The organism is Flavobacterium sp., from assembly GCF_043760115.1.
Taxonomy (GTDB): domain Bacteria; phylum Bacteroidota; class Bacteroidia; order Flavobacteriales; family Flavobacteriaceae; genus Flavobacterium.
Genome location: NZ_JAYUPK010000071.1, coordinates 1 through 22,029, shown reverse-complemented (window position 1 = coordinate 22,029; position 22,029 = coordinate 1). Strand labels below are relative to the sequence as shown.

Sequence of the window (22,029 nt, the reverse complement as noted above, 5' to 3'; positions counted from 1 at the left end):
CCAAAAGATTTCCTAAATGTGGTGTTCCTGTACTTTGAACTCCAGTAAGTATTTTAGACATAAAAAAAATTATTTACTGCAAAGTTAAACCTTTGTATTAAAAATAACTTACTATTGTTTATTTTTGACACTATGAGATTTATAAAAATTATTTTTTGGACGTTGTACCGCATTTGGTTTTACATTTTAATGGCAATTCCAATCTTGATAATGTTTCCATTTTTAGTACTTTCTATTTTAAAAGAAAAATGGTATCCTTACTTTTTTATAATGGCACGAATTTGGGCTAAATGTATTCTTTTTGGAATGGGATTTTTTTATAAAGTAGAAAGAGAACAAGAACTACAAGAAGGAAAAAGTTACATGCTTACCGCCAATCACACTTCTATGGCAGACATTATGTTGATGTTATCTATTACTAAAAATCCGTTTGTATTTGTTGGAAAAAAAGAGTTGGTAAAAATTCCGTTATTTGGATTTTTTTACAAACGAACTTGTATTTTAGTAGATAGAAATAGTCCAAAAAGCAGGCACGAAGTATTTGAAAGAGCACAAAAAAGAATAAATCAAGGATTGAGTATTTGTATATTTCCAGAAGGTGGCGTTCCAGATGAATCTGTTTTATTGGACGAGTTTAAAGATGGCGCTTTTAGGTTGGCAATAGATCATCATTTATCAATTGTTCCAATGACATTTCCAGATAATAAGGAACGTTTTTCATATACTTTTTTAAGTGGAAATCCAGGAAAAATGCGTGCTAAAATTCACAAATTTATTGAAACAAAAGACTTAAAATCTGAAGACAGAAAAACTGTAAAAGAAGCAACAAGAACTGTAATTTTAAATCAATTACAAATATTTGAAAAACTAAAAAAGAGCACTTAACTAGAGTGCTCTTTTCTGTTATCACTCTAAAGCAATAACACCACTTAACTAATTTATAAACTTATTAACCTTTTAAAAACTATAACTTATACCTGAATATACGCCAAAAACATAAGGTTTAAAGTCGCCAACATTATTGGTAAAAGTGTTTAACTGATATTTAAAAACTGGTTCTAAATGCGCATTAAAATTTTTAAGAAAATTGTATTTAAAACCTAAACCTAAATTGGTGCTAAAATGCAAAGTATTAAGATTATTGGCTTCTCCAATTTTCATATTTATTTTGTCAGATTGTAAATAAATTTCATTTTGATTTAAATACAAAGTACTCATTCCGCCAATAAAATCAAGACCAAATTTTTTATCTACAAGTCGGTAAGAAAGCTCTAAAGGAAATTCTATATAACCCATTTTTTGGTTTAAACTACCTTCGTTTTTATTAATTTCGGCAATTTTATTAAAAGGCGAATCTACATTAGACAAACTTTCAATTGTTATTAATGAACCAGGAACATTTGGATTTAAATTGGCAATTTTACCACTAACAGCAGACGAATTTTCATAATATACAATTCCGTTGGTATCATAATCAACTGCAAGACGGTTTAAACCAGTTCTTATTTTTAATTTTTTATTCACTGCATAATTTACACCAACTCCATAACTAAAATTACCTGCATAATTTTTATCGTTACTGGCAAGTTTATTGTCTAATGGCGAACCATTTCCAGTTGAACTAAAATAAATAGGTGCAACATTGGTTACAACTTGCCACCTATTCATTTTTGGTTCTTCATTCAATTTTGCTTCTTTTTCTTTTAGCAATTCTTCCAGCATATTAGGTTCAACTATAGCAATTTTCGTCGAATCTATTTTGTTTGTAAACTCTTTAAAAATTGGGTTAGATTTCTCTACAACTATTTCTTTAGAATTTAAATTGAATGTTTTATTGTCTTTATTTTGAGTTTGATTAACTATTGATTTATCTTCTAAACTCTTATTTATATAATAGTTATCAGTATTTAAATCTGTAGAATTTAATTTTTCAGAATCTGAATTAAATAAATTAGACTTGGTATTATTTTTGACTTTTGAACTTTTTTCGGCGATTTTATCAATATTATTATTAGAAATTTCAGATGATGATTTGGTGTTTTTTATAACATTTGATTTTAAATCTTTTTTATTTTCTAATGAATTTGATTTAGAATTTATATCAGAAATTTTATTTTTTGAAGCGTTTATTCTGTTTAAATTTTCGTTTTCGATAACTGAATTTTGATTTAAAATATCCTCAGAATTTGAATCAGAATTTATATTTTCATTTGATTCATTTTCAGAATTTGCTACGCTTTTTATTGATTTATTTTCTTTAGAAATAGTATTTTTTTTATCAAGTTTAGCATCAACATCTTTTGATTGATTAACAACAGGATTACTGTTATTTACTTCATTTGATTTAAAATCTGAATTAAAAAAAATAATTCCAATCGCTAATAATGCAGCAACACCAGAAAACTTCCACCAAAACGGAATAACTCTTCTTTTTTTCTTTTCTTGCAATTTTTCTTTGATGTTTTCCCAAGCAGTTTCGTTTGGTTCAACTTCAAAGTTTTTAAATTTATCTTGAAAGAGATGTTCTATATTTTTTCTTTCGTTCATTTGGAAAAAGGTATTTTTGAATTACCTACATTATGTTCTATTTTTTCTTTTAAAATAACTTTAGCTCTTGATAAGTTAGATTTTGATGTTCCAACAGATATTCCAAGCTCATTTGCAATTTCTTGATGACTGTAATTTTCAAAAACCGTTAGGTTAAAAACCAGTCTGTATCTGTCTGGTAATTCTTGAATAATTTTCATTAAAAACTCCATTGATACATCGTCTTCAATCTCAACTTCTGGTTCATCTGGAATATTTTCGTCAACTATACTTAAAAAACTTTTTCCTCTATATTGTTGAAGAACTAAGTTTAGCATTACTCTTTTTATCCAACCGTCAAACGATCCTTTAAATTCAAATTGCTTTATTTTTTCAAATATTAGCAAAAAACCATCTTGCAAATTATCTTGAGCTTCTACATAACTGGGCGAATATTTCAAGCACAATGAAAACAATTTGGGTGAATAATCTCTGTACAATTGTTCTTGCGCTTTTATATCATTTTTTATACACCTTTTTATGAGTTCTTCTTGGCTCAAATTTGAAATATTAATGATCTACAGTCGCATCGAATTCTAAAAATTCATCTTGTCCTTGACTATTAATTCCGCTAAAAAATTTAAAATGATAAATTCCTTCGGCAATTGGTTTAAATTTTAAATTTACTTCTGTAACAGTTACATTATCTGCTTGGCAATTGTCTTGATTAACTTTGATAGTTTCTATTGCTACAACTCTTGTTAAACCAGTTGCTTCATAAAATATACCGTTATATAAATGGCAAGAAGTTGGTTTAATATATTTCATTGGAATATAAGTAATGCTATCAGTTGCAAATTCTGTTGGAAAATTTACTTCTGCAACTGGAACAAGTTCTGTGGTGTAAGTTTGTTCTTCGTTTAAAGAACATGCACTTAACGTTATTATTACTATAAAAAGTGCTAGTATTTTTTTCATTATAATTTTCATTTAGTTACTAGATGCAAAAAGGTTAAAAAGGTTGCGTTGAAAAATAAAAAAAATCACGCTCAAGGCGCGATTTTTATTTTTATAAGATTTAAGCGTCAGCTAATGCTTTAATATGTGCTTTAATTTTTAGTTCTAATTCGTCTGCCATTTCTGGATTATCTTTTATTAAAGATTTTACGCCATCTCTACCTTGACCTAGTTTTGTATCGCCATAACTAAACCATGAACCTGACTTTTTAATAATTTCAAATTCTACTGCAAGATCAAGAATTTCTCCAGTTTTAGAAACTCCTTCGCCATACATAATGTCAAATTCGGCAGTTTTAAATGGTGGCGCAACTTTATTTTTTACCACTTTAACTTTAGTTCTGTTTCCAATTACATTATCGCCATCTTTTATTTGAGACGAACGACGAATGTCTAAACGAACCGAAGCATAAAATTTCAAAGCATTTCCTCCAGTTGTAGTTTCTGGATTACCAAACATAACTCCTATTTTCTCTCTCAACTGATTGATAAAGAAAACGGTACAGTTTGTTTTGCTAATAGTTCCAGTTAATTTTCTAAGTGCTTGCGACATTAATCTTGCGTGCAATCCCATTTTAGAATCGCCCATTTCACCTTCAATTTCACTTTTTGGTGTTAATGCTGCAACCGAGTCAATTACTACAATATCAATTGCTCCAGAACGAATTAAATTCTCTGCAATTTCTAGAGCTTGTTCACCATTATCTGGTTGCGAAATAATTAAATTATCAATATCTACACCCAATTTTTCTGCATAAAATCTATCAAAAGCGTGTTCTGCATCAATAAAAGCTGCAATTCCACCAGCTTTTTGAGCTTCGGCAATAGCATGCAATGTTAAGGTTGTTTTTCCAGAAGATTCTGGACCATATATTTCTATAACTCTTCCTCTTGGATAACCGTTTACACCAAGTGCTAAGTCTAAACCTAGCGAACCAGATGAAATGGTTTCTACTTCTACAATGGCTTTATCGCCCATTTTCATTACGGTTCCTTTTCCGTAAGTCTTGTCTAATTTATCTAACGTTAGTTGTAACGCTTTTAATTTGGCTTCTTTTTCTGCACTCATTTTATTTGAAATTTAATGGCATTTAATTTCGTAAAAATAAGTATTTTTTTTGAGATTTTTATAGTTGTGAAAATGAGTTTTAAACAATTATTAAATAAATATATTCCTTACTTTTACCACAATTTTAAAATGAGTTATGGAAAAAATTATTTCGTATCCAATTTCGGTAATTTATTATTTGTGTTTTGGTTTGTTTTTAGTTGTTTTTCATCCCATTCAATGGATATGTTCGAACGTTTTTGGTTACCAAGCGCACAAGAAAAGTGTAGATTATTTAAACTTTTTTTTAGTGCGATGTACCAATTTACTTGGAACAACTTATTCCTTTAAAAATAGAAATGATATTCCAAAAGGAGTTCCTATAATTTTTGTTGCCAACCATCAAAGCATGTATGATATTATTGGAATGATTTGGTTTTTAAGAAGGTTTCACGCCAAGTTTGTTAGTAAAAAAGAACTAGGAAAAGGTGTTCCAAGTGTTTCGTATAATTTAAGAAATGGTGGTTCAGTTTTAATTGATAGAAACGACCCAAAAGCTGCCATTGTAGAAATAAAAAAATTATCAGAATACATTGAATTGAATAAAAGAGCCGCGGTAATTTTTCCGGAAGGAACAAGAAGTAGAACTGGAAAACCAAAAGAATTCGCACAAAGTGGTTTAAAGATTTTGTGTAAATATGCACCATCAGCTTATGTAGTTCCAATTTCTATAAATAATTCTTGGAAAATGGTTAAATTTGGTGCTTTCCCAATGGGTTTAGGGAACAAATTAGAATTTAAAATTCACAAACCAATTGCAGTTAGCGAATATTCATTTGAAGAAATAATTAAAAAAACAGAAACTGCTGTTGTAACAGACATTAAACTCTAGTTAAAATTAGTGAATTACCAAAAATCAAACGTAAATTTGTATTAAATAATAAAAGATTTTAAATTTACTAAAAATCTAAATTCTTAAAATCTAAATTCCTATTATATAATGTCTATAAAAAACATACGTCTAGAAGTAATGCAGTTTCTAGAAAAAAACGTTGATAGTTTTGTTGATCAATTTTTAATTCCGGTCGAAAAAATTTGGCAACCATCAGATTTACTTCCTAACTCAGAACAAGAATCATTCTTAGATGAGGTTAAAGAATTGCGAGAAATTGCTAAAGATTTACCTTATGATTTTTGGGTTGTGCTTGTTGGCGATACCATTACCGAAGAAGCTTTACCAACTTACGAATCGTGGTTGATGGATGTTGAAGGAATTGATAATGTTGAGCGAAATGGTTGGTCTAAATGGGTTCGTCAATGGACAAGTGAAGAAAACCGTCACGGAGATTTACTAAATAAATATTTGTATCTATCTGGAAGAGTAAATATGCGCGAAGTTGAAATGACAACACAACATTTAATTGCCGATGGATTTGATATTGGTACAGGTCGTGATCCATATAAAAATTTTGTTTACACTAGTTTTCAAGAATTAGCAACTTATATTTCTCATAATAGAGTTTCTCAAATTGCTAAGAAGTATGGCGATGCTAAGTTGTCTAAAATATGTAAATTAATTGCTGGCGATGAAATGCGTCATCATCACGCTTATTCTGAATTTGTATCTCAAATTTTTAAAGTTGATCCTAGCGAAATGATGCTTTCATTTCAATATATGATGAAGCAAAAAATAGTTATGCCTGCTTTATTTTTAAGAGAATCTGGAGAAAAAATTGGAACAGCATTTGAAGAATTTTCTAATTCTGCACAAAAAATAGGAGTGTATACTGCAGCTGATTATGTAGATATTTTACAGAAGTTGGTAGAAAAATGGGAAATAGATAAAATTGTAAATCTAACCGACGAAGCCGAAAAAGCAAGAGATTATTTAATGAAATTACCTGCTCGAATGGCAAAAATATCAGAAAGATTGATCTTGCCAGAGGAAACTAAAATTTTTAAATGGGTTAAGCCAGCGTTGGTTAGATAAATAAAAAAACATTAATCTAAATTCCAAATTCCAATTGTATTAGAATTTGGAATTTTTTATAAATAGATGAATGACATTAATTGACAATACTATACTTTTTGTAAAACAAAAACTTGAAAATGCAGAAGGTGGACACGATTGGTTTCACATAGAACGTGTTTATAAAAACGCTTTACTTATTGCGAAAGAGGAAGTTTGTAACTTAGAAATAGTTAAACTTGGCGCATTACTTCACGATATTGCCGACAGTAAATTTAATAATGGTGACGAAAGTGTTGGTCCAAGAGTTGCCAGAGAATTTCTTGAAAGTTATAAAGTTGATGAAGAAATTATTATTCATGTAATTAATATTATTGATAACATATCTTTTAAAGGTGGAAATTTCGAAAAGAAATTTAACTCAATAGAATTACAAATTGTACAAGATGCAGATAGGTTGGATGCCATTGGAGCAATAGGAATTGCTAGAACTTTTAACTATGGTGGATTTAAAAACAGGCAATTGTACAATCCAGAAATTCTTCCTAATTTGAATAGGAATAAAGAAGAATATAAAAACAATGAAGCACCAACTTTAAATCATTTTTACGAAAAACTACTTCTTTTAAAAGACAAAATGAATACCCAAACAGGAAAAAAAATTGCCCAAGAAAGACATCGTTTTATGGAAGTTTTTCTAGAGCAATTTTATGCAGAATGGAAAGGTGAGAAGTAGTTTTAATTATTACAATAAATAATCCCAAAAATTTTCTTTGTGAATAACCTGAGTAGTTTTAGGATGGTATTTTACTGTAAATGATTTAGTGAATTTTACTTTAACATTTGGGTTGTATTTTATTTCAAAAGCATCAATTTCGTTGTTTTTTATTTCTAAAAAGTCAATTTCTGCTTGTTGCGTGTTACGCCAGAAATAAGTGTCTTTATATTGGTTTTCATAAGATAATTTTTTCTTTCTTTCGCTAATTACAAAGTTTTCCCACAATGCGCCAGCATCATTTCGAAGTTCTATTGGCGTAAAATTTTTAATAATTCTGTTTCGTAAACCGTTGTCCCAAAAATATACTTTTCTGCTTTTTCTAATTTCGTTATCTTGATTTTTGCTAAAAGCATTTAAACTAAAAACAATAAAGTTTTTTTCTAGAATATCTATATATTTTTCAACTGTCAATCGGTTAATTCCTAAATCATTTCCTAAAGAACTAAAATTTATTTCGCTTCCAATTCTAAAAGCCAACATTTGCACCAATCGTTGTAAAGTTGAAGATTTTTTTATTCCTTCTAGATTTAAAATATCTTTATACAAAAATCCTTCAACCAAATCGTTTAGAATTTTTTCTTCCTTGCCAAGATTATTTACAACTTCTGGATAATAGCCATAAACTAATCTATGCGGAACCAATCTAGTTTCTTCAACAAAGTTAGTGTGAGCAACCATTTCTTGATAACTAAACGGAAAAATTTGTATTTCTTCTTTTCGTCCTACCATGCTTTCTTTGGTTTTATCAGCCAACTCGAAAGCGCTACTCCCAGAAGCTATAACTTGAATTTCTGGAAAATTATCTACCATTCGTTTAATTAGTAATCCAATATTATGAATCATTTGTGCCTCATCAATAACCAGAATTTTATTTTCTCCAACCAATGCTTTTAATCTATCGGTTGTAATATTTTCAAGTAAAAGTTGTGTATCTGGTTCATCTCCATTTAGCCATAAAAAAGAATTATTTTTTATAGTGTTTTTAATTAACGATGTTTTTCCTACTTGTCTTGCTCCAAATACTAGTATAGCTTTACCTTTAAAAAGATAAGAATCTATTTCTTTTTGCAGAGTTCTGTGTATCATTTTACATTTATTTACAATGCAAATGTACTAAAAAATATAATAATATGATATTACAATATCAAAAAAATATAATAATATGATATTTGAGACTAATTCTAATAAAAAAAGAGAACTATTTAAAATTCTCTTTTTATATTTATTTTCCACAAAAAACAGCTTTCCTTTTTTCTAAAAATGCAGTTGTACCTTCTTTAAAATCTTCTGTTCCAAAGCATTTTCCAAAGTTTTTAATTTCTGTTTTAAAGCCGTCAACGCCATCTTTATAATTATCATTTATTGCTTTTATGGCTTTTCCAATTGCAACTGGAGAATTTTTCATAATTTTAGTTGCAATAGCTTTTGTAAATTCTAAAAGTTCTGCTTGCAGAACAACGTGATTTACTAATCCGTAATTTTTTGCAGTTTCGGCATCAATCATTCCAGCAGTCATTATTAATTCCATTGCTCTTCCTTTTCCAACAAGTTGAGGTAAACGTTGTGTTCCTCCATAACCAGGAATTACTCCAAGTGATGTTTCTGGCAAACCCATTTTGGCATTGTCTGATGCAACTCTAAAATGACAAGACATTGCCAATTCTAATCCGCCACCAAGTGCAAAACCATTTACGGCTGCAATTACTGGAGTTTTTAAATTTTCGATAAAATCGAACAATAATTCTTGTCCTTGTTGCGATAATTGTGCGCCTTCTTCTACAGAAAAATGTGCAAATTCTGAAATATCTGCGCCTGCAACAAATGCTTTTTCTCCTTCGCCAGTAAGAATTATTACTCTTGTTTCATGGTTTTCATTTAATGTTTTAAAAGCGTCGTGAAGTTCTTGAATGGTTGCAACATTTAGTGCATTTAGTTTTGATGGACGATTTATAGTAATTTGTGAGATTCCGTTTTCTGTTGAAACGATTATGTTTTCGTAATTCATAGTTTTTTATGTATTAATGTTACTTTTTAGCCCTGATTGAAGAGAAAATCATCTTTTCCAAAGTTTTTTTAAACTTTGGAAAAGATATTGAAACGGAAAGCAGGAATTGCAATTATTGAAAATGCCCAAGCCATTGTGCTTCTAATTTTGAATTATTGGAAGTGAGACAATAAAAGTGGTTCCTTTTCTATATTCGGTTTCAAATGTAATTGTTCCTTTGTAATTTTCTATTATGTTTTTTATAATTCCTAATCCTAAACCCATTCCGCTGTTTTTTGTGGTAAATTTTGGTTCGAAAATGCGTTCAATATTTTCTTGTTCTATTCCAATTCCGTTATCTTTTACTGTAATTTTTACTTCGTTTTCGTATTTATTTACTGCTACAACTATTAATTTATCATCTTGCTCATCTGGAATTGCTTGGATAGCGTTTTTGATTAAATTGGTAATAATTCTAACCAATTGCGTTCTATCCATAATGGTGATAACTTCATCTTCATCGCTTTTAAAATGGATGTATTCTTCGTTAAAAATATCTAAAGAAAACTCTACAACTTCTACAACATTTAGTGTTTCATTTTGTTGCGCTGGCATTGATGCAAAGTTAGAAAATGCTGATGCAACTGAACTCATTGTGTCTATTTGTTGAATTAATGTTTTAGAATAATCGTCTAGTTTTTGTTTTAAGTTTGGATCGTTTGCATCAAACTTTCGTTGAAAACTTTGAACTGTTAATCGCATTGGCGTTAGCGGATTTTTAATTTCGTGCGCCACTTGTTTAGCCATTTCTCGCCAAGCTTGTTCTCGTTCGCTTTGTGCTAACATTGTGGCACTTTCTTCTAACTTGTCAACCATTGCATTGTATGCTTTTATCAACGAATTTATTTCGCGACTGTTGGCTTCTATTACAATTTTTTCGTTCTTTTGATTTAAACTTGTTTCGTTTATTTTATCTGAAATTGTTTTTAAAGATTGTGTAATATAGGATGCTAAAAAGTATGCTAAAGCAAATGCAATGATTAGCATAAAAAAGTAAACTTGGCTTAGTCGAATTAAAAATTCTTGAATTTCATTTTCGTAAAAACTGTCGTCTTCTACATAAGGAAGATTTAAAATTCCGAGTGGTTTAAATTTGTCATCTTTTATTTGACTAAAGGAAGAACGGTTTTTTACACCATCGATACTTTTTATATCTACGTATCTTTTTTCTATTGACGATTGCACCAGTTTTACAATATATTTAGGAACTGGAGGCGAAATACTATCAACAGAAAAAGAAGCTTTGGATGATTTTAATAATTTTCCTTCAAGCGAATAAACATTAATTTCAAGATTGTGAATGTCTGACAATTCGTGAATTTTATCTTTAAAAATATAGGGTAAATTTTTTACGTTTAAAGGATAAGTAGTTGTAGAAAGTACGTAATTAATATGTTCTTTTATAGCGTCTTCTTTACGTTCAAGCCGTTCTTGATGGTATCGTCTTGCTTCGTTTTTAAACTGAATTACAGATATTGAAGCCATTAAAATAGACGCAATTAATATCAATACAATCATAGATAGGAAAATCCTAATTCTAAGAGATAGCATTGACATTTTAAAGTTTTTTAGCATTTGCTATTTATTCTTATTTCTAATTGTTTTATAAAATTTAAATCCTAACATAATGATAATTGAAAACAGAAAAATTCCGATTACACCATAAATCCAGTTGAAAGCATTTTTTAAAATTACTAAAAAAACTACTGCAAACAATATTATTGTTGCACCTTCGTTCCACAATCGCATAAAATTGGATGTGTATTTTACTTCGTCTTTTTGCAACTGATTGTAAATTTGTTGGCATTTAAATTGGTATAAAAATAGTACAAAAACAAAGCCAAGTTTAACGTGCATCCAAGACATTTGTAACCAAGCAGGATTTAAAATTAATAACCAAACTGCAAAAATTGTTGCTAAAATGGAGCTTGGCCAAGTAATAATATACCAAAGTCGGTACGTCATTATTTTATATTGTTTTTGTAAAATTTCTTTTTCTGGCGAAGGTTTTTCGCTAGCTTCTATTTGATAAACAAACAAGCGAACAATATAAAATAATCCTGCAAACCAAGTGATTACGAATATTAAATGTAGTGATTTTATGTAGTTATAGAGTTCCATTAAATTAAAGTTATAATCGTAATTAGTGGTATAATAAAAATGAAAAGAAGAACTAAATTTAGTTTCAAAATTCTGACAAAAATTTTATTTTTAAATAGGATAAAAATAACTAGTGTTATTAAATTTAATAAAATTAATATAGGATAAAAAATCATGAATATAATTGGTGATTTATCAGAATCTGTTTTAAATATAAAAAAAATAATTCCAACAATAATTATAAAATTAAATATATAAGGAACTATTTTAATAATTTTTTGCATAGATTCTAATTTTTCTCCCAATCGGTAATCCATTCAGCAACAGTCGCACACCATTCATCGCCATCATTCATACACGGAATTGCCATAAACTCTTTTCCGCCATGATGCAAAAACTCTTCATTGGCTTCCATAGCAATTTCTTCCAAAGTTTCTAAACAATCACTAACAAAAGCTGGAGTTACAACTGCCAATTTCTTAATTCCTTTTTCGGGCATTTTATTTACTTCAACATCTGTATAAGGTGTAAGCCATTTATCGCCAGCCAATCTTGACTGAAACGTTTGACTGTATTTTCCTTCTGGAATTCCTAAATATTTTACAACTTGTTTTGTGGTTTCGTAACATTGATGACTGTAACAAAATTCGTGTGCTGGCGATGGTGTATCGCAACACGTTCTGTCTATTTTACAATGCGACTTTGTAATGTCTGTTTTTCTAATATGACGTTTTGGAATTCCGTGATACGAAAACAATAAATGATCATATTCAAAAGTGTCTAATTTACTTTTTATAGAATTTGCCAATGCTTTTATATAACTTGGTTTGTTATAAAAAGCTGGAACAATTGTGAATTTCATATTTGGAAAATGCTTGGCACGAAGTTCTTCTGCCAATACTAAAATTGTAGTAGTAGAAGCCATTGCATGTTGTGGATACAAAGGAAAAAGCATTACTTCATTTACACCTTTATCATGCAATTCTTGTAACCCTTTTAATATTGTCATTTTACCATATCGCATAGAAAGTGCTACAGGAATGTCAACTAAATCTTGCACTTTTTTGGTCATTCTTTGAGAAATTACAACTAATGGCGAACCTTCTTTCCACCAAATTTTAGCATAAGCTGCAGCCGATTTTTTTGGTCGTGTTTGTAAAATAACTCCTCGAACTAACAATGCTCGCAATAAAAACGGAACGTCAATTACAAATCGATCCATTAAAAATTCATCTAAATAAGGTTTGACATCTTTGGCAGTTGGACTTTCTGGCGAACCTAAATTTACTAATAATACTCCTTTCATAAATATAAAATTTTTTCATTATTATCATTCCGGAGAATGAGAAATCGCTGCAAAAGTAATTAAACTTGATTTTTTAATTATTTGATTAACACTTTTTTATTGATTGTTTGATGATTGAAAAATAGAAGACAAAACTAATTTTTTATTAATTTACCAATTACGAAATTAAAAACAGTTTTAATTAAATTTTTTTAAATTGTCAGTTTTTAAAGAAGTAATTTGATTTAAATGCATTAAATCATTCGTTAAAAAATTCAATCAATAAGTTGTTTATAGACATTCTCAATGATTTTAATATTGAACTATCAACTTTTATAATTCTACTTTTATCGATACTTTGAATATGATCAAAGCATAATTCGCCAGCTATATTATTGTGATTTGTTAAGATTCTAAAAGGATAACCTTTGGGTTTTGATGCAAATGGCACAAATACTATCGCCTTCATATAGGTATTGATACTATTGGGCGAAACTATCAAACAAGGTCTAATTTTAGATATTTCACTACCTTTTGTAGGGTTTAAATCCACTAATACAATATCCCACTTTTTATACATTATTAATGCCATCAAGTAATATTGTGTCAAAATCATTAAAATCGTCTTCATCTTCTATTACCATAGTAGATAAAATTTCTGCCCATTTTACTCGTGGTGGCAAAGTTCTTTTTACTGGTGTAATTATTAAACTATTATTTTCTAATTTAATAACCACATTTTTGCCTTCAAATGCGTTTAAGAATTCTTTTGGAATTCTTAAACCACTTGAATTTCCTATTTTTATTATCTGTGTTTGATGTGTATTTATCATAATACAAATGTAATTACTTTTTACTTTTTGTAATAATTTTATTTAATAGCTAAATTCATCAAATACTTCTTAGGTGTAGTTGCAAATTTCTTTTTAAACGCCGTTATAAAATGACTTCCAGTGCTATACCCAATTTTTAAACCCACTTCGTTTACATTATACGAACCAGAATCTAATAATTTTCGAGCATAATCCATTTTATAATCAAATAAAAATCCGTAAACAGTATCACCATAAATTTGTTTGAAACCCATTTTTAATTTCTTTAAATTCAATCCAATTTCATCTGCCAACTCTTGTAAACTTGGTGGTTCAGACATATTGGCAATGATAATTTCCTTAGCTTTTTTAATTTTTAAAACATTGTCTTCGTCTATTAAAAACGGACATTGTTCTGCATTTGGATCTTCATTTCTGTTGAAATATAAACTCAATAATTCATATCCTTTTCCTTTATAATAAAGATTTTTTATAGATGGATTTAAATTATAATGAAACATTTGACTAAGCACAATTGCCATTGATGGACTAATATTATCTTCTTTATAATATTTTTTATCATTATTTTCTTCACTCAAAAACGGAATATAATCAGATTCTGTAGAAAATAAAGAATGAAACTTTTGAATAGAAACTATAACAGAAATTACCCAAGAATTTGGTGCTAATTCTAAATTTAATGGCAACTCTTTTTGCGGATTATAAAACAAATAAGACTTTTCTTCATTCAAATCTAAAGCATAACTTCCTTGATTAAAAATAAACTTTGCCTTTCCTTTCATACCAAAATGAAATTGTATCAAACCTTGATTTATGTGTCTTTCAACATGATATGATTCGTTAGAATCATTCTGAAATCTAATTAAGGTAAAGTCATTTTCAATTGTTATAACTTCTTGAGAACTCATAGCGATATTTTTTTTATACTGAACTTGTTTGACTATCTATTTATTATTTAGAATAGTTCTATATAATAAATTCGAAGATACTTGATTTCATTGCAAATTTAAAATAAATTCTATAGATTTCACTATTTATTAATAAAAAAACGCGTAGCGATACAAATAGTCCTTACAGCGTTACTTTTATAAATAGTATAGTAATAATTTTGCATCACTTTCTTTCAAAAGTTACAAATGGAAAAATTTAATAACGCTAAACATACTTCTTTTTACGCACTTGGCTTAAGTTATAAAAAAGCTGATGCAGTTATAAGAGGAAAATTTAGTTTAGATTCTAATGCCAAATCAACCTTATTAATTCAAGCCGAAGCCGAAGGAATTGAAGCATTATTAGTAACTTCTACTTGCAACAGAACCGAAATTTATGGCTTTGCCAATCATCCTTATCAATTAATAAAATTACTTTGCGAAAACAGTAATGGTTCGGTTGAAGAGTTTCAAGAAGTTGCCTACATTTATAAAAATCAAGAAGCAATAAACCATATGTTTCGTGTTGGAACAGGTTTAGACAGTCAAATTCTTGGCGATTTTGAAATTATCAGTCAATTAAAAATTGCGTTTACCGAAAGTAAATCTAACGGAATGGTTAATACATTTCTTGAAAGACTAGTAAATTCTGTAATTCAGGCAAGTAAAAAAATAAAAACCGAAACTGAAATTTCTTCTGGAGCAACATCAGTTTCATTTGCATCTGTACAATATATTATTAAAAATGTTGAAGATGTTTCTAATAAAAATATTCTGCTTTTTGGAACTGGAAAAATAGGAAGAAATACTTGTGAAAACCTTGTAAAACATACCAAACACGAGCAAATTACTTTAATAAACAGAACCAAAGATAAAGCTGAAAAATTAGCAAATAAATTAGATTTAATTGTAAAAGATTATTCAGATTTGCAATTAGAACTTCAAAAAGCTGATGTTGTAGTAGTTGCAACTGGAGCTCAAAATCCAACAATTGATAAAGCAATTTTAAATCTTAAAAAACCATTGTTGATTTTAGATTTATCAATTCCGAAAAATGTTCACGAAAATGTTCAAGAGCTAAACGGTGTAACTTTAATTCATTTAGATCATCTTTCGCAAATGACAGATGAAACGTTAGAAAATAGAAAACTTCACATCCCAAAAGCCGAAGCTATTATTGAAGAAATTAAAGAAGAATTCACTTCTTGGACAAAAAACCGAAAATTTGCTCCAACAATTCATGCTTTAAAAGAAAAATTAAACTCTATTAAAGATGGCGAATTGAATTTTCAACGTAAAAAACTATCCAATTTTAATGAAGAACAAGCCGAACTAATTAGCAATAGAATTATCCAAAAAATTACCAATCACTTTGTAAATCATTTAAAAGATGTCGAATCAATGGATGAAGGAATTGAATGGATTGAAAAAGTTTTTCAATTAGAACAGGAAAAATCTTTTTTTTAAGTCAGACACTAATTTCACAAATTAGCACGAATTTGTGAAATTTAAAAGAATTACACGAATTAATAATTAGTGTAAATTTGTGAAATTCGTGTAAAAAACAATAAAGAGTGTCAAATAAAACAATTAGAATAGGAACGAGAGACAGCGAATTAGCACTTTGGCAAGCAACAAATGTTCAAAAAAAACTAATAGATTTAGGATATAAAACTGAAATTATTGCCGTAAAATCTACAGGCGATTTAATTTTAGACAAACCACTTTACGAACTCGGAATTACAGGAATTTTTACCAAAACGCTTGATGTTGCCATGATAAACGGTCAAGTTGATATTGCTGTTCATTCTATGAAAGACGTTCCAACCGCATTGCCACAAGGAATTGTACAAGCTGCGGTTTTAGAAAGAGCCAATTTTAATGATATTTTAGTCTACAATAATCATCTTGATTTTTTAGAAAAAGATGGCACAATCGCAACAGGAAGTTTGCGTCGTCAAGCAATGTGGCTTAATAAATATCCCAATCACAAGGTTGTAGATTTACGAGGAAATGTAAATACTAGAATGCAAAAATTAAAAGAGAATAATTGGAATGGTGCAATTTTCGCAGCAGCAGGATTAGAACGAATAAACATAAAACCAGAAAATTTTATCAATCTAGATTGGATGATTCCTGCACCAGCACAAGGCGCAATGGTAATTGTAGCCATGGCAAATGATGAATTTTGTAAAGAAGCAGTTGCTGAATTAAATCATTTAGAAACAGATATTTGTACCTATATAGAAAGACAATTTTTAAAAATACTTGAAGGTGGATGTACAGCACCAATTGGAGCTTTAGCAACTTTTAATGAAAAAGAGGATACCATAAATTTTATAGGACAATTGCTTTCTATTGACGGAAAAGACAAATTAGAAATCGAAAAAACAGTAGACATTTCCAAATGGAAGAAATTAGGATTTAATTGCGCACAAGAAATTTTAAATAATGGCGGAATAGAATTGATGAAGAATATTAAATTAGCATTAAAAAATTAGAAGCGAATGGCTTGGTCATTTTCTACAATCCTTTTTCCTGCTTTCCATTTCAATCTTTTTTTAAAAGAAAAAAAGGATTTTCATTGCAATCAGGGCTAAAAAGCTATTGTATAACATAAAAACACTTAATGAATCTTAATTCCTTAATAGTTCAAAAAGAAAACTATGACTAAACAAACCAATATATTATCTACTAAAAAGCTATTGCCAAATCAAAAGCAACAATTACTAGATGCTAATTTTTTAGTAATTGAAGAAGATTTTATAGAAACTAAAATTAAGAATTTTGAATTCTCCTCCTTTGGAGGAGTGTCCGAAGGACGAGGTGGTTTAAAAGTTAACGAAAATCTAATTTTCACAAGTCAAAACGCAGTACAAAGTATTCTAAATCATCCAAAATGTGAAGATTTAAAAAGTAAAAACGTTTTTTCTGTAGGAATGAAAACCAAAGATTTATTAACAGAAAACGGATTTAACGTTATCGCTTACACAGGTTACGCATCAGATTTAGCAGAAATAATTTCACTAGTTTACTCCAACGAAACTTTTACATTTTTCAGCGGAAATTTACGTAGAGATATTCTTCCAGAAACCTTAAAAGAAAACGGAATCATATTCAACGAAATAGAAGTTTACGAAACCAATTTAATATCGAAAAAAATAACTCAAAAACTTGATGGAATTCTATTTTTCAGTCCATCAGCAGTAGAAAGTTATTTAAAATCAAACACAATTAAAGAAGAAATGTGTTTTTGTATAGGCGAAACAACAGCAGAAGCATTAGAAAATAAAAAAATAAAAAACATCACAATTGCAGACAAACCATCTGTAGAAAATGTAATTGAAGAAGTAATAGAATATTATAAAAATTAACTTAGCGCTTTTGCGCCTTTGTGGCATAATAAAAAACAAAATGATCAAAAACGACCTATTTTTAAGAGCACTAAACAACGAAATTGTAGATCGTCCACCAGTTTGGATGATGCGTCAAGCAGGAAGATATTTGCCAGAATTTAGAGCATTGCGCGACAAATACGATTTTTTTACACGTTGTGAAACGCCAGAATTAGCAGCAGAAATTACGGTTCAACCTATACGAATTGTTCAACCAGATGCAGCCATTTTATTTTCAGATATTTTGGTAGTTCCAAGAGCAATGGGAATTCATGTAGAATTGAAAGACAATTTAGGACCAATTATTCCCAATCCAATTCGCACTATAGAACAAGTAAATCAAGTTTTTGTTCCAGACGTTCACGAAACATTAGGTTATGTTTTTGATGCCATCAAACTAACCAAACAAATGTTGAATGATGAGGTTCCATTAATTGGTTTTGCAGGTTCGCCTTGGACCATTTTTTGCTATGCAGTTGAAGGAAAAGGATCTAAAAGTTTTGACACAGCCAAAGGATTTTGTTTTTCAAATCCAATTGCAGCTCACACATTATTACAAAAAATTACCGACACAACTATTTTATATCTAAAAGAAAAAGTAAAAGCAGGATGCAACGCCATTCAAATTTTCGATTCTTGGGGCGGAATGTTATCGCCAGTAGATTATCAAGAGTTTTCTTGGAACTATATTAACCAAATTGTTGAAGCATTAGCTGAAGATACAAAGGTTATTGTTTTTGGAAAAGGATGTTGGTTTGCATTAGGAGAAATGTCAAAATCAAAAGCATCAGCTCTGGGTGTAGATTGGACATGTTCGCCAAGAAATGCAAGATATTTATCTGGTGGAAAAATCACATTACAAGGAAATTTTGATCCGAGTAGATTGTTATCTCCAATTCCAACTATCAAAAAAATGGTACACGAAATGATAAACGAATTTGGTAAAGACAGTTACATTGTAAATCTAGGTCATGGAATTTTACCAAATATTCCTGTAGATCATGCGAAAGCATTTATAGATGCTGTTAAGGAATATAAATCTTAAAATTATGGGATTTAGTAATTGGAAACTTGATGAGTTAGATAAAGTTCAACCAAATGAGTTTTTTGAGTTAGTTCAAAAGAACAAAACACGAATTGAAAACACTTTAACAATTACTGTTGCAAATTGTGAGAGTCAAGAAAAAATCAATCAGTATTTTAAGATTAAAAATCAAAATCAAATAAATAAAACTGATTTTTATTTTTACATCAGAAATATAGAAACCAATAATTTAATTGGGTACATCGGAATTAAAAAAATTGATTATAAAATTTTAAAATGTGAATTGTTCTATTTTGTAGATAAAAATTTTGAAGGAAAAGGAATAATTTCTAAAGCTGTTAAGCAAATCATAAATCATTGTTTTGAAGAGTTATTAATGAATAAAATTATAATTTGTACTTCAAAGATAAATATTGGAAGTCAACAAATTGCTCTAAAACACAACTTTAAACAAGAAGGAATTTTAAGAAATGAAAGATTAAATCATTTAAATGAATATGAAGATATAGTTTATTTTGGATTATTAAAATCAGATTATATAATATAACTTTTAAATCATAATAGTATGACAAAAGAAAGCGCCATAAAATTATTCGAACAAAAACAAATTCGATCTGTTTGGAATGAAGATAAGGAGAAATGGTATTTTTCTATTGTTGATGTAATACAAATTCTAATAGAAAATGAAAGACTAAGGAAATATTGGAGCGATTTAAAATCTAAATTGCTTAAAGAAGGAAGTCAAGTGTCCGAGAAAATCGGACAGTTGAAACTTCAAGCAGAAGATGGAAAAATGCGAATGACGGATGTAGCAGATACCGAACAATTATTCCGATTAATACAATCTGTTCCATCAAAAAAAGCCGAACCTTTCAAATTATGGTTAGCCCAAGTTGGTAGAGAAAGAATTGACGAAATTGAAGATCCAGAACTAGGTTTTGATCGGCTTATGGAAACCTATCTTAAAAAAGGATATTCCAAAGAATGGGTAAACCAACGTTTAAAAAGTATCGAGGTAAGAAAAGAACTTACAGATGAATGGGATAATCGTGGAGTTAATAAAGGACAAGAAATGGAACGAAGTGGAATTCTTGAACACCGAAAAAAAAATAAAAAAAGACGTGAAAAATATGCTATTTTAACAGATGAAATTACAAAAGCTTGGAGTGGTTTATCTGTTAAAGAATATAAAAATCATAAAGGATTAAATAAAGAAAATTTGCGAGACAACATGAGCAATCTTGAATTGGTTTTAAATATGCTGGCAGAAGTAACAACTACAGAAATCAGCAAAGAAAAGAAACCTAAAAATTTTACAGAAAATAAAAAAATTGCAAATCAAGGCGGAACAATTGCAGGAAATACTCGTAAAGAAATTGAAGCAAAAACAGGTAAAAAAATAGTAAACAAATTAAATGCATCAGATTATTTAGAAAATAAAAAAGGTTTGCAATAATGAAAAATAAATTCTACCAATACATACTTCAACTTCAAGACCAAATCGTTGCCGGATTAGAAGCTATCGAAGAAAAAGCCAAATTCCGTGAAGATATTTGGGAACGACCAGAAGGTGGTGGAGGAAAAACACGAGTTATAGAAAATGGCGAAGTAATAGAAAAAGGCGGCGTAAACATTTCAGCAGTGCACGGAAAACTTCCAGAAGCAATGCAACAAATGTTTAATGTTGGCGAAGCCGATTTTTTTGCTTGCGGATTAAGTTTAGTAATTCATCCAAAAAATCCAATGGCACCAACAGTTCACGCAAATTGGCGTTATTTTGAAATGTATAACGAAAGAGGTGAAATTATAAATCAATGGTTTGGTGGCGGACAAGATTTAACACCATATTATTTATTTGAAGAAGATGCCATTCATTTTCATCAAACTTGTAAAACCGCTTGCGATAAACATAACATAGATTTTTATCCAAAATATAAAAAGCAATGCGATGATTATTTTTGGAACGCACATAGAAACGAAGCTCGAGGAATTGGCGGATTATTTTTTGATTATTGCAAAGCAACAGAACAAATGTCAATGGAAAATTGGTTTAACTTTGTGTCAGAAGTTGGCAACAGTTTTCTAGATGCTTATGCTCCAATTTTAGAAAAAAGAAAAAATTTACCATACACAAAGGAACAACGAACTTGGCAAGAAATTCGTCGTGGTCGTTACGTAGAATTTAATTTGGTTCACGACAAAGGCACACTTTTCGGATTAAAAACCAACGGAAGAATAGAAAGTATATTAATGTCTTTACCTCCAAATGTTAAATGGGTTTACGATCATCATCCAGAACTTGGTAGCGAAGAAGAAAAATTAATTAAAGTATTAGAAAAACCAATAGATTGGATATAATCAAACCATTAAGGTAGTAAGAAAAATTAAGCTATACTCTTAATGAAACTTAATTACCTCCAAATGTTAAATGGGTTTACGATCATTATCCAGAAATTGGAAGCGAAGAAGAAAGATTAATTAATGTATTAAAAAAACCAATAGATTGGATATAATCAAACCATTAAGTCCCGATAGCTATCGGGATAAGAAAAATTAAGCCAAACTCTTAATGAACCCTTAATACCTTAATGGTTTAAAAAATTTAAAATAAAAAATTAACTTCGCTTTGCGCCTTTGCGTCTTTGCGAGAAAAAACAAAAACATGTTCCCATTACAAAGAGGCAGAAGATTAAGAACTAACGAATCCATAAGAAGTTTAGTTCGTGAAACAACACTAAGTCCAAGTGATTTTATGTTTCCAATGTTCATTGCAGAAGGAGAAAACTACAAAGTAGAAATTTCTTCTATGCCAGGAATTTTTCGTCGTTCAATAGATTTAACAGTTTTAGAAGTAAAAGAATTATTCGATTTAGGAATTCGAGCAGTAAATATTTACGTTAAAGTTGATGAATCGCTAAAAGACAATACAGGAAAAGAAGCTTGGAATCCAAACGGATTAATGCAACAAGCAATCAAAGCAATTAAAACCGCTTGTCCAGAAATGATTGTAATGCCAGATGTAGCTTTAGATCCATATTCAATTTACGGTCACGACGGAAT

23 protein-coding genes and 1 pseudogene are annotated in these 22,029 nt (G+C 29.3%); 12 read left to right on the top strand and 12 right to left on the bottom strand.

All coding sequences use genetic code 11. The features are described from left to right. Positions 1-132 precede the first annotated feature (132 nt). Positions 133-885, top strand: a complete 753-nt coding sequence (locus ACH2BC_RS06185) for a lysophospholipid acyltransferase family protein (protein WP_395053116.1) — start codon at positions 133-135, stop codon at positions 883-885. A 72-nt stretch (positions 886-957) separates the two neighbouring features. Here the strand turns inward: ACH2BC_RS06185 and ACH2BC_RS06180 are convergent, their stop codons facing one another. The 4 genes from ACH2BC_RS06180 to recA all read right to left on the bottom strand — a co-directional run bounded on the left by ACH2BC_RS06180 (position 958) and on the right by recA (position 4,612). Next, on the bottom strand, positions 958-2,547 hold the full coding sequence (locus ACH2BC_RS06180) for a hypothetical protein (protein ID WP_395053115.1): 1,590 nt from the start codon (positions 2,545-2,547) through the stop codon (positions 958-960). Further along, complete coding sequence (locus ACH2BC_RS06175) at positions 2,544-3,086, bottom strand: RNA polymerase sigma factor (protein ID WP_395053114.1); 543 nt, start codon at positions 3,084-3,086, stop codon at positions 2,544-2,546. The genes ACH2BC_RS06180 and ACH2BC_RS06175 overlap by 4 nt, the downstream gene beginning before the upstream one ends. 10 nt (positions 3,087-3,096) lie before the next feature. Beyond that, positions 3,097-3,504 carry a hypothetical protein gene (locus ACH2BC_RS06170; RefSeq protein ID WP_395053113.1) on the bottom strand — a complete coding sequence of 136 codons (408 nt, stop codon included), beginning with the start codon at positions 3,502-3,504 and terminating at the stop codon, positions 3,097-3,099. A gap of 100 nt (positions 3,505-3,604) precedes the next feature. Beyond that, entirely contained in the window at positions 3,605-4,612 is a 1,008-nt protein-coding gene (recA, locus tag ACH2BC_RS06165) for a recombinase RecA (RefSeq protein WP_395053112.1), read from the bottom strand. Positions 4,613-4,748: 136 nt separating this feature from the next. Between recA and ACH2BC_RS06160 the strand changes: the two genes are divergently transcribed. The 3 genes from ACH2BC_RS06160 to ACH2BC_RS06150 all read left to right on the top strand — a co-directional run bounded on the left by ACH2BC_RS06160 (position 4,749) and on the right by ACH2BC_RS06150 (position 7,296). Further along, a complete protein-coding gene (locus ACH2BC_RS06160; RefSeq protein WP_395053111.1) occupies positions 4,749-5,483 on the top strand; it encodes a lysophospholipid acyltransferase family protein in 735 nt (244 codons plus the stop codon). Between the two features lie 108 nt (positions 5,484-5,591). Beyond that, complete coding sequence (locus ACH2BC_RS06155; protein ID WP_395053110.1) at positions 5,592-6,581, top strand: acyl-ACP desaturase; 990 nt, start codon at positions 5,592-5,594, stop codon at positions 6,579-6,581. 70 nt (positions 6,582-6,651) lie between these two features. After that, positions 6,652-7,296: an HD domain-containing protein gene (locus ACH2BC_RS06150; protein ID WP_395053109.1), complete on the top strand. Its 645-nt coding sequence runs from the start codon at positions 6,652-6,654 to the stop codon at positions 7,294-7,296. Between the two features lie 9 nt (positions 7,297-7,305). Here the strand turns inward: ACH2BC_RS06150 and ACH2BC_RS06145 are convergent, their stop codons facing one another. From ACH2BC_RS06145 to ACH2BC_RS06110, 8 genes are all read right to left on the bottom strand, one after another. Continuing rightward, a complete protein-coding gene (locus tag ACH2BC_RS06145) occupies positions 7,306-8,424 on the bottom strand; it encodes an ATP-binding protein (protein WP_395053108.1) in 1,119 nt (372 codons plus the stop codon). A 136-nt stretch (positions 8,425-8,560) separates the two neighbouring features. Next, on the bottom strand, positions 8,561-9,343 hold the full coding sequence (locus tag ACH2BC_RS06140) for an enoyl-CoA hydratase/isomerase family protein (protein WP_395053107.1): 783 nt from the start codon (positions 9,341-9,343) through the stop codon (positions 8,561-8,563). A 141-nt stretch (positions 9,344-9,484) separates the two neighbouring features. Then, positions 9,485-10,900 carry a sensor histidine kinase gene (locus ACH2BC_RS06135; protein ID WP_395053117.1) on the bottom strand — a complete coding sequence of 472 codons (1,416 nt, stop codon included), beginning with the start codon at positions 10,898-10,900 and terminating at the stop codon, positions 9,485-9,487. 60 nt (positions 10,901-10,960) lie between these two features. After that, positions 10,961-11,503, bottom strand: a complete 543-nt coding sequence (locus ACH2BC_RS06130; protein ID WP_395053106.1) for a CopD family protein — start codon at positions 11,501-11,503, stop codon at positions 10,961-10,963. Positions 11,504-11,771: 268 nt separating this feature from the next. Beyond that, positions 11,772-12,788, bottom strand: a complete 1,017-nt coding sequence (gene hemH / locus ACH2BC_RS06125) for a ferrochelatase (RefSeq protein ID WP_395053105.1) — start codon at positions 12,786-12,788, stop codon at positions 11,772-11,774. 238 nt (positions 12,789-13,026) lie between these two features. Then, positions 13,027-13,359: a type II toxin-antitoxin system PemK/MazF family toxin gene (locus ACH2BC_RS06120; RefSeq protein ID WP_395053104.1), complete on the bottom strand. Its 333-nt coding sequence runs from the start codon at positions 13,357-13,359 to the stop codon at positions 13,027-13,029. After that, the gene (locus ACH2BC_RS06115; RefSeq protein WP_395053103.1) at positions 13,340-13,600 is read right to left on the bottom strand and encodes an AbrB/MazE/SpoVT family DNA-binding domain-containing protein; all 261 of its coding nucleotides are present in this window, start codon (positions 13,598-13,600) and stop codon (positions 13,340-13,342) included. The genes ACH2BC_RS06120 and ACH2BC_RS06115 overlap by 20 nt, the downstream gene beginning before the upstream one ends. 38 nt (positions 13,601-13,638) lie before the next feature. Beyond that, the gene (locus ACH2BC_RS06110; RefSeq protein WP_395053102.1) at positions 13,639-14,508 is read right to left on the bottom strand and encodes a helix-turn-helix domain-containing protein; all 870 of its coding nucleotides are present in this window, start codon (positions 14,506-14,508) and stop codon (positions 13,639-13,641) included. Between the two features lie 228 nt (positions 14,509-14,736). Between ACH2BC_RS06110 and hemA the strand changes: the two genes are divergently transcribed. The 8 genes and pseudogenes from hemA to ACH2BC_RS06070 all read left to right on the top strand — a co-directional run. Next, the gene (gene hemA, locus ACH2BC_RS06105) at positions 14,737-15,996 is read left to right on the top strand and encodes a glutamyl-tRNA reductase (protein WP_395053101.1); all 1,260 of its coding nucleotides are present in this window, start codon (positions 14,737-14,739) and stop codon (positions 15,994-15,996) included. 107 nt (positions 15,997-16,103) lie between these two features. Then, positions 16,104-17,030, top strand: coding sequence for a hydroxymethylbilane synthase (hemC, locus tag ACH2BC_RS06100; protein ID WP_395053100.1), 927 nt, complete (start codon positions 16,104-16,106; stop codon positions 17,028-17,030). Between the two features lie 165 nt (positions 17,031-17,195). Then, positions 17,196-17,903, top strand: a complete 708-nt coding sequence (locus ACH2BC_RS06095) for a uroporphyrinogen-III synthase (protein WP_395053099.1) — start codon at positions 17,196-17,198, stop codon at positions 17,901-17,903. Positions 17,904-17,943: 40 nt separating this feature from the next. Further along, entirely contained in the window at positions 17,944-18,969 is a 1,026-nt protein-coding gene (hemE, locus tag ACH2BC_RS06090) for a uroporphyrinogen decarboxylase (protein ID WP_395053098.1), read from the top strand. A gap of 4 nt (positions 18,970-18,973) precedes the next feature. Further along, positions 18,974-19,516 (top strand): GNAT family N-acetyltransferase, encoded by a 543-nt coding sequence (locus ACH2BC_RS06085; protein ID WP_395053097.1) that lies wholly within the window; start codon positions 18,974-18,976, stop codon positions 19,514-19,516. 18 nt (positions 19,517-19,534) lie between these two features. Next, entirely contained in the window at positions 19,535-20,425 is an 891-nt protein-coding gene (locus tag ACH2BC_RS06080) for a BRO family protein (protein ID WP_395053096.1), read from the top strand. Then, positions 20,425-21,327 (top strand): oxygen-dependent coproporphyrinogen oxidase, encoded by a 903-nt coding sequence (hemF, locus tag ACH2BC_RS06075; protein WP_395053095.1) that lies wholly within the window; start codon positions 20,425-20,427, stop codon positions 21,325-21,327. Before ACH2BC_RS06080 ends, hemF begins: the two co-directional genes overlap by 1 nt. Positions 21,328-21,631: 304 nt before the next feature. Next, positions 21,632-22,029, top strand: a pseudogene (locus ACH2BC_RS06070) (porphobilinogen synthase); the annotation flags it as partial.

Bases quoted from the DNA above. Each gene is read 5' to 3' on its own strand.
- ACH2BC_RS06160 (WP_395053111.1), top strand. From the start codon at position 4,749: ATGGAAAAAATTATTTCGTATCCAATTTCGGTAATTTATTATTTGTGT.
- ACH2BC_RS06130 (WP_395053106.1), bottom strand. From the start codon at position 11,503: ATGGAACTCTATAACTACATAAAATCACTACATTTAATATTCGTAATC.
- hemA (WP_395053101.1), top strand. From the start codon at position 14,737: ATGGAAAAATTTAATAACGCTAAACATACTTCTTTTTACGCACTTGGC.
- ACH2BC_RS06115 (WP_395053103.1), bottom strand. From the start codon at position 13,600: ATGATAAATACACATCAAACACAGATAATAAAAATAGGAAATTCAAGT.
- ACH2BC_RS06185 (WP_395053116.1), top strand. From the start codon at position 133: ATGAGATTTATAAAAATTATTTTTTGGACGTTGTACCGCATTTGGTTT.
- ACH2BC_RS06140 (WP_395053107.1), bottom strand. From the start codon at position 9,343: ATGAATTACGAAAACATAATCGTTTCAACAGAAAACGGAATCTCACAA.
- hemH (WP_395053105.1), bottom strand. From the start codon at position 12,788: ATGAAAGGAGTATTATTAGTAAATTTAGGTTCGCCAGAAAGTCCAACT.
- ACH2BC_RS06145 (WP_395053108.1), bottom strand. From the start codon at position 8,424: ATGATACACAGAACTCTGCAAAAAGAAATAGATTCTTATCTTTTTAAA.
- ACH2BC_RS06180 (WP_395053115.1), bottom strand. From the start codon at position 2,547: ATGAACGAAAGAAAAAATATAGAACATCTCTTTCAAGATAAATTTAAA.
- ACH2BC_RS06150 (WP_395053109.1), top strand. From the start codon at position 6,652: ATGACATTAATTGACAATACTATACTTTTTGTAAAACAAAAACTTGAA.
- ACH2BC_RS06135 (WP_395053117.1), bottom strand. From the start codon at position 10,900: ATGATTGTATTGATATTAATTGCGTCTATTTTAATGGCTTCAATATCT.
- ACH2BC_RS06170 (WP_395053113.1), bottom strand. From the start codon at position 3,504: ATGAAAAAAATACTAGCACTTTTTATAGTAATAATAACGTTAAGTGCA.
- ACH2BC_RS06155 (WP_395053110.1), top strand. From the start codon at position 5,592: ATGTCTATAAAAAACATACGTCTAGAAGTAATGCAGTTTCTAGAAAAA.
- hemF (WP_395053095.1), top strand. From the start codon at position 20,425: ATGAAAAATAAATTCTACCAATACATACTTCAACTTCAAGACCAAATC.
- ACH2BC_RS06095 (WP_395053099.1), top strand. From the start codon at position 17,196: ATGACTAAACAAACCAATATATTATCTACTAAAAAGCTATTGCCAAAT.
- ACH2BC_RS06080 (WP_395053096.1), top strand. From the start codon at position 19,535: ATGACAAAAGAAAGCGCCATAAAATTATTCGAACAAAAACAAATTCGA.
- recA (WP_395053112.1), bottom strand. From the start codon at position 4,612: ATGAGTGCAGAAAAAGAAGCCAAATTAAAAGCGTTACAACTAACGTTA.
- ACH2BC_RS06085 (WP_395053097.1), top strand. From the start codon at position 18,974: ATGGGATTTAGTAATTGGAAACTTGATGAGTTAGATAAAGTTCAACCA.
- ACH2BC_RS06110 (WP_395053102.1), bottom strand. From the start codon at position 14,508: ATGAGTTCTCAAGAAGTTATAACAATTGAAAATGACTTTACCTTAATT.
- hemE (WP_395053098.1), top strand. From the start codon at position 17,944: ATGATCAAAAACGACCTATTTTTAAGAGCACTAAACAACGAAATTGTA.
- ACH2BC_RS06120 (WP_395053104.1), bottom strand. From the start codon at position 13,359: ATGGCATTAATAATGTATAAAAAGTGGGATATTGTATTAGTGGATTTA.